Annotated in this window: 7 protein-coding genes and 1 pseudogene; 4 read left to right on the forward strand and 4 right to left on the reverse strand. The window is 70.8% G+C overall.

Annotation, left to right across the window (positions count from 1 at the left end; genetic code table 11):
- The coding region (locus tag QH283_RS29725; protein ID WP_280506227.1) for a site-specific integrase at window positions 1-889 on the forward strand (889 nt) is incomplete at its 5' end.
- Between the two features lie 210 nt (window positions 890-1,099).
- On the opposite strand, the pseudogene QH283_RS29730 reads toward QH283_RS29725, so the two are convergent.
- Window positions 1,100-1,270 (reverse strand): annotated as a pseudogene (locus tag QH283_RS29730) (MerR family DNA-binding transcriptional regulator); the annotation flags it as partial.
- A 29-nt stretch (window positions 1,271-1,299) separates the two neighbouring features.
- Here QH283_RS29730 and QH283_RS29735 point away from each other — a divergent pair.
- Window positions 1,300-1,938 carry an RBBP9/YdeN family alpha/beta hydrolase gene (locus QH283_RS29735; RefSeq protein WP_280506228.1) on the forward strand — a complete coding sequence of 213 codons (639 nt, stop codon included), beginning with the start codon at window positions 1,300-1,302 and terminating at the stop codon, window positions 1,936-1,938.
- Here the strand turns inward: QH283_RS29735 and QH283_RS29740 are convergent.
- Window positions 1,863-2,348: a nitroreductase family deazaflavin-dependent oxidoreductase gene (locus tag QH283_RS29740; protein WP_280506229.1), complete on the reverse strand. Its 486-nt coding sequence runs from the start codon at window positions 2,346-2,348 to the stop codon at window positions 1,863-1,865. The two genes, QH283_RS29735 and QH283_RS29740, sit on opposite strands and share 76 nt — an antisense overlap.
- Window positions 2,349-2,441: 93 nt before the next feature.
- Between QH283_RS29740 and QH283_RS29745 the strand changes: the two genes are divergently transcribed.
- Window positions 2,442-3,164 carry an endonuclease/exonuclease/phosphatase family protein gene (locus tag QH283_RS29745; protein WP_280506230.1) on the forward strand — a complete coding sequence of 241 codons (723 nt, stop codon included), beginning with the start codon at window positions 2,442-2,444 and terminating at the stop codon, window positions 3,162-3,164.
- Window positions 3,165-3,171: 7 nt separating this feature from the next.
- Here QH283_RS29745 and QH283_RS29750 read toward each other — a convergent pair whose 3' ends face one another.
- Window positions 3,172-3,498: a hypothetical protein gene (locus QH283_RS29750; protein WP_280506231.1), complete on the reverse strand. Its 327-nt coding sequence runs from the start codon at window positions 3,496-3,498 to the stop codon at window positions 3,172-3,174.
- A gap of 314 nt (window positions 3,499-3,812) precedes the next feature.
- Here QH283_RS29750 and QH283_RS29755 point away from each other — a divergent pair, with 314 nt between their 5' ends.
- The gene (locus QH283_RS29755; protein WP_280506232.1) at window positions 3,813-5,135 is read left to right on the forward strand and encodes a family 1 glycosylhydrolase; all 1,323 of its coding nucleotides are present in this window, start codon (window positions 3,813-3,815) and stop codon (window positions 5,133-5,135) included.
- A gap of 59 nt (window positions 5,136-5,194) precedes the next feature.
- On the opposite strand, the gene QH283_RS29760 is transcribed toward QH283_RS29755, so the two are convergent.
- The gene (locus QH283_RS29760) at window positions 5,195-6,490 is read right to left on the reverse strand and encodes a PucR family transcriptional regulator (RefSeq protein WP_280506233.1); all 1,296 of its coding nucleotides are present in this window, start codon (window positions 6,488-6,490) and stop codon (window positions 5,195-5,197) included.
- Window positions 6,491-6,634 lie beyond the last annotated feature (144 nt).

Raw genomic sequence — 6,634 nt, forward strand, 5'->3', positions numbered from 1 at the left:
CTGGGCCTTCAGCCCCGCCACCCTGGAACGCAGATCCGCCGCCATCGCCGCCGTCCACGCCGCCAACGGCCTGCCCTCCCCCACCCGCTCCGACGTCGTCCGCCTCACCCTGCGCGGCATCCGCCGCACCCGGCGCACCGCCCCCACCAGGAAACGCCCCGTCCTGCTGCACACCCTCGAACAACTCCTCGACGGCCTCCCCGAACCCGGCTGGCCAACCGAACCCGCCCGCCGCCGCGACACCCTCGCCCTGCTCATCGGCTTCGCGGGCGCGCTGCGCCGCAGCGAACTCGCCGGCCTGCGCCTCGGCGACATCCAGGTCCGCACCGACCACACCACCGGCGAGCCCGTACTACTCATCCACCTGCCCACCACCAAAACCGACCCAACCGGCACCGCCGAACACCGCGTCGCCGTCCCGCGCGGCCGCCACCCGCGCACCTGCCCCGTCTGCGCCTACACCGACTGGCTCCGCCTGCTCGAAAACCACCACCGCGCAGGCACACCCGCCGTCCGGCAGCACTGCGAAAGCCCCCGGCCCGACCCCGCCATCCACCGCTGCCACGGCTTCACCGGCCTGCCCGCCGACCACGACGAACACCCCCTGCTCCCCACCATCTCCCGCCACGGCCACATCGGCGACCGCCCCATGTCCGGCCGCGCCGTCGCCGAACTCGTCAAACGCTACGCCGCCCGCGCCGGACTCGACCCGGCCCTCTTCTCCGGCCACTCCCTACGCGCGGGCTTCGCCACCCAGGCCGCCCTCGGCGGCGCCGGCGACCGCGAGATCATGCGCCAGGGCCGCTGGGCCAACCCGCGCACCGTCCACGGCTACATCCGCACCGCCGACCCCCTCCAGGACAACGCCGTCACCAAACTCGGCCTCTGAGCCCATCCGGCCCGCGAGCTCGACCAACCGCCGCCGCTTCTCCCGGATCGCCCGCTGCTCGGCATCCAGACGCCGCGCCAACGTCCGCAACGACGCACGCAGATCGGGGCACAACTCCAGCCACCACCCGTCGTCACCGCTGCGCGCGCAGTCCAGATACCGCGCGATCACCGACGTGCTCAACCCCGCGGCGATCATCTCCCGGATCTGCGCCACCCGCAGCACATCCGCCTCCGCGTACACCCGATACCCGTTGGCATCCCGCGCCGGAACCAACAGCCCGCGCTCCTCGTAGTGCCGCAACGCCCGCGCACTCACACCCGTCCGCCGCGCCAGCTCACCGATCAGCACCACAACCCCGCTCTCCGGCTTGACCTTCACACCGGCGTCAAGCCCTAATCTCAGCCGACATGACAGCTACGACAACCCCGCGACGCGCCTCGATCATCCACGGCTACCGCGCGACCCCCGACGACCACTGGTTCCCCTGGCTCGCCGCACGACTCCACGCCGAGGGCATTCCCGCCACCGTTCCCGCCCTCCCCGGCCCCACCGCCCCCGACCCGATCGACTGGGCGCGCGCCGTCGCCACCGACATCGGAACCCCCGACGGCGGCTCGATCATCGTCGCCCACAGCCTCGGCTGCCTCACCGTGCTGCGCCACCTCGCCACCCTGCCGCCACCGACGCGCGTCGGCGCCCTCGTCCTGGTCGCAGGCTTCCTCGAACCGCTACCGGCCCTCCCCGAACTCGACACCTTCATCGGCCACGGCATCGACGCCGCCCATCTCCGCGAACGCGTCGACCACCTGACCGTCCTGCGCTCCGACGCCGACGACTACGTGCCCACCGGCCACACCGACCGGCTCGCCGCCGAACTCGGCACCACCGCCACGGTCGTCCCCGCGGCGGGCCACTTCCTCGCCACCGACGGCGTCACCACCCTCGCCGCGGCACTCGAACCGATCCGCGCTCACGTGGCGTCGTCGCGGCGCAACACGAACATGCGGAACTCACGGTCACCGGAGAGCTCGCACTCCATCTCGTAACCGGGCCAGAACCGCACCGCCTCCGCCCACAACTCCTCGCGACGCGGACCGGTCACCTCCTCCACCCGCACCAGGAACCGCTCACCCGCACGGTGCACCACCGCGGTCTCGGCCGCGCGCAGGTTCGCCGACCACACCGGGTGCGTCGGCTTGCCCCAGTTCGACCCGATGACCAGGAAGTCCGCTCCCAGCGGGACATACAGCAGCGCCGTCGTGCGCGGGTTGCCGGTCTTGCGACCGGCAACCGTCAGCTCGAGGGCGGGCAGTCCGGCCAGGTCCAGCACCCCCATCCGGCCCCGGGTCAGCCGCCGCAGCAGCCGCTCCACCCGCATCACCACCGGCGCGGTGCGCATCACCCACCGCCACTGGGCGAGACGACGAGCCATCCGGGGCAACGGGTTCGCGGCCATGCCGCCCATCCTGGCACGCTCGCGCCGCGCCGCACACGAACCGCGACGCGCCCACGCCGATCGGCATCGACCGGTCGGTAGCATCGGTGGACGATGATCACCGTCGCCACCTGGAATGTCCTGCACCGCATCCACGCCGACAACTGGGGCGAGGAGGCGCCGCACCGGTGGCCGGACGAGGCCGCGCGCATCACCGCCGTCACCGAATGGATCGCGGGCAGGACCGAGCAGATCATCGCCCTGCAGGAAGTCAGCGGCGACCTGCTCAACAGTCTGCGGATCGCCCTGCCCGACCGCACCGTCCGCTTCTTCCGCTACCCGCGCATGCCGACGCCGCGCCGGGTGGCCGCCGAACTCACCGAGCCCGCCGAATACCTGGCCCTGGTCCTGGACGAGCCCGGCCGGATGGTCGCAGCCGAGGCCTTTCCCGACGATCCGGGCAAAGGCGTCCTCGCCGTGCGCACCGGTGAACTGCTCGTCGTGGCCACGCACCTCAGCGGCGCACGACGCAATCGCGGCCAGCTCGACCGCCTGGCCCGCTTCGCCCGCTCGCACAGCGGCCTGCCGATGATCGTCCTCGGCGACTTCAACGCCTCCCGCGACGCCGTGGCCGCCCACCTGCCCGACTTCGCCGTCGCCGAACTGCCCGACACCGCGCCGCCGACCAGGCCCCGACCGGACCCGAACCGCTCCCGCGACATCGACCACATCGTGCTCCGCGGCCTCACCGTCCTCGCCGCGGGCGTCGACGACAGCGGTGACCGCTCCGACCACAACTACCTGCACGCCACCCTGGAGACCCGCGGCCACCGGTGACCTCGGGTCAGCCGCAGCAGAACGGGTTGTCGCACGGCTCGCCCACCTCGCTGCCGTAGACCGCGAACCCGCGCACCGGCCGCAACACCCTCCTCGCCCTACCAGGCCAGAGACGTCTTCTCGTCTGCGACGGCTCCCCCCACGACTCCGGCACGGCTGTCAGATCGAACCGGGCAGCGCCGTCCACGAACAGAGTCCACAGATCGTGATCGGGGAACGGATTGATTCGCAGCACCCACCACTTCCCGGCCACGCGCGCGGCGACCGGGAAGCGCGCATCGCCCGTACGCCGCCACCGGGGCCGTGCCGTCCTGACGAATTCGACCGAGGGCATGCCCGCCTCCCCTGACTGTCTTTGCGTTGTGTGAGGTGAGTATCGCTGATGCGGCCCGGCAGGGTTTTGATGGATTCTCATAATCAGATGCGCATATCTACGTATCGACACTTTATTTACGTCGAGAGAGATCCCGCCGCTCTCGGCGCCGATCCGCAGATCACTCGCCGATTGGACTGCCCCACAGGGGATTTCCCACACCCGGCGGGCTCACCTCCCCCTGGGATGCGATACTCGCCCCCAGCACCCACTACCCCACCGGAGCCGGGCATATCGACCGTCAGCGCCGCACTGCCCCGCTCCGGGACAGGAGCATGATGACCGCACGTCGCCGATCGAGCCTCCTCGCGCTGGCCGCCGCCTGCGTCCTCGCCCTGGCAGGCACCACGGCGCCCGCACAGGGCACGTCGACCACGATCGCGCCTGTCGGCGGCGATTTCCTCTGGGGCGTGGCCTCTTCCGGCTTCCAGTCGGAGGGTGACGCGCCGGACAGCAACAGGTCACGGCGGGTCGAGCAGGGGCACACGGCGGACCCGTACCTGAACTCGGTGGACTTCGGCGGCCGGTACCGCTCCGACATCGCGCTGGCGGCGCGACTCGGGGTGAAGGTCTACCGGATCGGCATCGAGTGGGCGCGGGTGCAGCCCGAGCCGGACCGCTGGGACGAGGACGCCCTGCGCTTCTACGACGATGTGGTCGCCTCCATCATGGCCGCGGGCATGCGGCCGATGATCACGCTCGACCACTGGGTGTACCCGGGCTGGCAACTCGATCGCGGCGGGTGGAGCGATCCGGGGATGGTGGCGGCCTGGCTGGCCAATGCCCGGCGGGTGGTCGACCGCTACGCGCACGCCGACCCGCTGTGGGTGAGCTTCAACGAGCCGCTGGTCTACCAGGTGCGTGAGGTGACCGAGGGCAGGCTCGCCGCCGCCGAGGCACCCGCCATGCACGATCGGATCGCCCAGGCGCACAACGCGATCTACGATCACATCCACGCCGTCCAGCCGGACGCGATGGTCACCAGCAATGTGTCCTACATCCCGACGGTCGAGGACCTGGCCAACAAGGCGTTGCTGGACAAGTTCGGTGGCCGGCTCGACTACGTCGGCATCGACTATTACTACGGCCTGTCCCCCGCGGCGCTGACCGAGCCGTGGAGCGTCGACGAGCTCTGGCGGAATCCGCTGCACGCGGAGGGCATCTACTACGCGTTGCGGCACTACGCCCGCGCCTTCCCCGGCAAACCGCTCTACATCGTGGAGAACGGCATGCCGACCGAGAACGGCAGGCCGCGCGCCGACGGCTACAGCCGCGCCGACCACCTGCGCGACACCGTGTACTGGCTGCAACGCGCGATCACCGACGGCATCCCCGTCATGGGCTACAACTACTGGTCGCTGACCGACAACTACGAATGGGGTTCCTACACCCCGCGATTCGGCCTCTACACCGTCGACGTGCTGACCGATCCGGGCCTGACCCGCACGCCCACCGACGCCGTCGAGGCCTATCGCGCCATCACGCGGGCGGGCGGGGTGCCCGCCGACTACCGCCCGACCCGCGAACCGGCGCTGTGCTCACTGGTCGACGGGGCGGCCAGCTGCCTGGAACCGGTCACGATCACGACGGGAACGTAGCCGGGTTCCAGGCGGGAACGCGGCCGGGTCCGGCGAGAACGCGGCCGGACCCGTTCCGGCTACCCGTTCGCGGCCGACGCCTTGCGCATCGGGGCCGCAGCGCGCACCCCCGCGACATCCGGCGGCGCCACGGCGTCCTTGCCCCGGTGGGTGCGGGCGACCAGCGCCGAACGCAGGTACCACAGGCCGGCGGGCTTGGTCGGGTCGAAGGCGATCAGCTGGCCGATGCGCTTGAGCCGGTAGTCGACGGTGTTGGTGTGCACGTGCAGCAGGCGCGCGGTGCGCTGCCGGTTCAGGTTGGTGGCGATGTGCACGCGCAAGGTCTCCAGCAGCTCGGGATACTCCTCGAGCGGGTCGAGCAGCGAGCCGAGGAATTCCAGCGCGGGCCCGGGACGGGTGAGCTGGTACTCGAGTGCCAGATCGGTGAAGCGGTACAGGCCCGACTCGCTGTGCATCCGGTGCACCATGTCCAGCAGTTCGTGAGCCTGGTCGGCGGCCTGTGGGATCTCGGCGGGGATGGCCGACACCACGGTGGCGCGGACCGGCACCTGCGCGGCCGTTGACAGTCCGGCGACCAGATCGTCGAGCCCGTCGTCGGCGCAGGTGGTGACCGGGATGAGGACGGTGCCGCCGTCGATGCTGAGCAGCGACAGCGCGCTCTCACCGCAACGGGTGGCCAATTCGGCTTGCAGTCTTCGTAGTTTGCGGCGTGCGACGACACCCGCGTCCAGGGCCGGGTTGTGCTCGTCGCGGTGCGGCGGGATCGACAGCGCGAGCACGTGGTACTCCTCGACCAGCGGAATCCCGCACTCGCGCACCATGGTCGAGGTGCTGTTGCCCGCCAGCAGCGCCGAGGTCAGGGTGTGCGCGGCGGTGTGGTGCTCGCTGACCACCGCGCGCAGCTCGCGCACATAGGCCGAGGAGACGGCCGCGGTCACGGTGTCGAGGATTTCCATGAACCGGCGCGCCACCTTCACCAGGCTGGCGTAATCCTGTGCGCTGGCCTGGGATTGGATGACCTCGAAGCTGAGTTTGAAGCCCTCGTGGATGGCGTGCTGGATGGTGTCGATGGGGATGCCCTCGCGGGCCCAGCCAGCGGCGGCGGTGGCGACGCTGTCGATGTCCTCGCCGATCTCGTCACCGTCGAGCATCCGCATCGCCAGTTGCAGACACACCCTGGTCACCGTGGTCACATCACCACTGAGCGCCTCGCCCGGCAGGGTTCCGCAGGGCGCGACGTTCTGGACGAAGTGTCCGACCATCCGGCGCGAAATCGTGCGAACATCCCTGAGGTGCGTGGACGCGGGCCTGCCGGAGACGATCAGGTCCGGCGACGGGATGGGTGGTGGGGTCATGGAGATTCCTTCCGCCCGAATAGCGCAGCGCTTCAACCTAACGGCCCCCGCCGACGCGTCGGCCGGGTACCGGGACTGTTTGTGATACCCGACGAAGTCGGCTCCCGACCCTTGTGATCGCGGCCAGTGTGTGCTGGACGCGGC

Origin of the sequence: Nocardia farcinica, assembly GCF_029867845.1 — a bacterium.
Lineage (GTDB): Bacteria > Actinomycetota > Actinomycetes > Mycobacteriales > Mycobacteriaceae > Nocardia > Nocardia farcinica_A.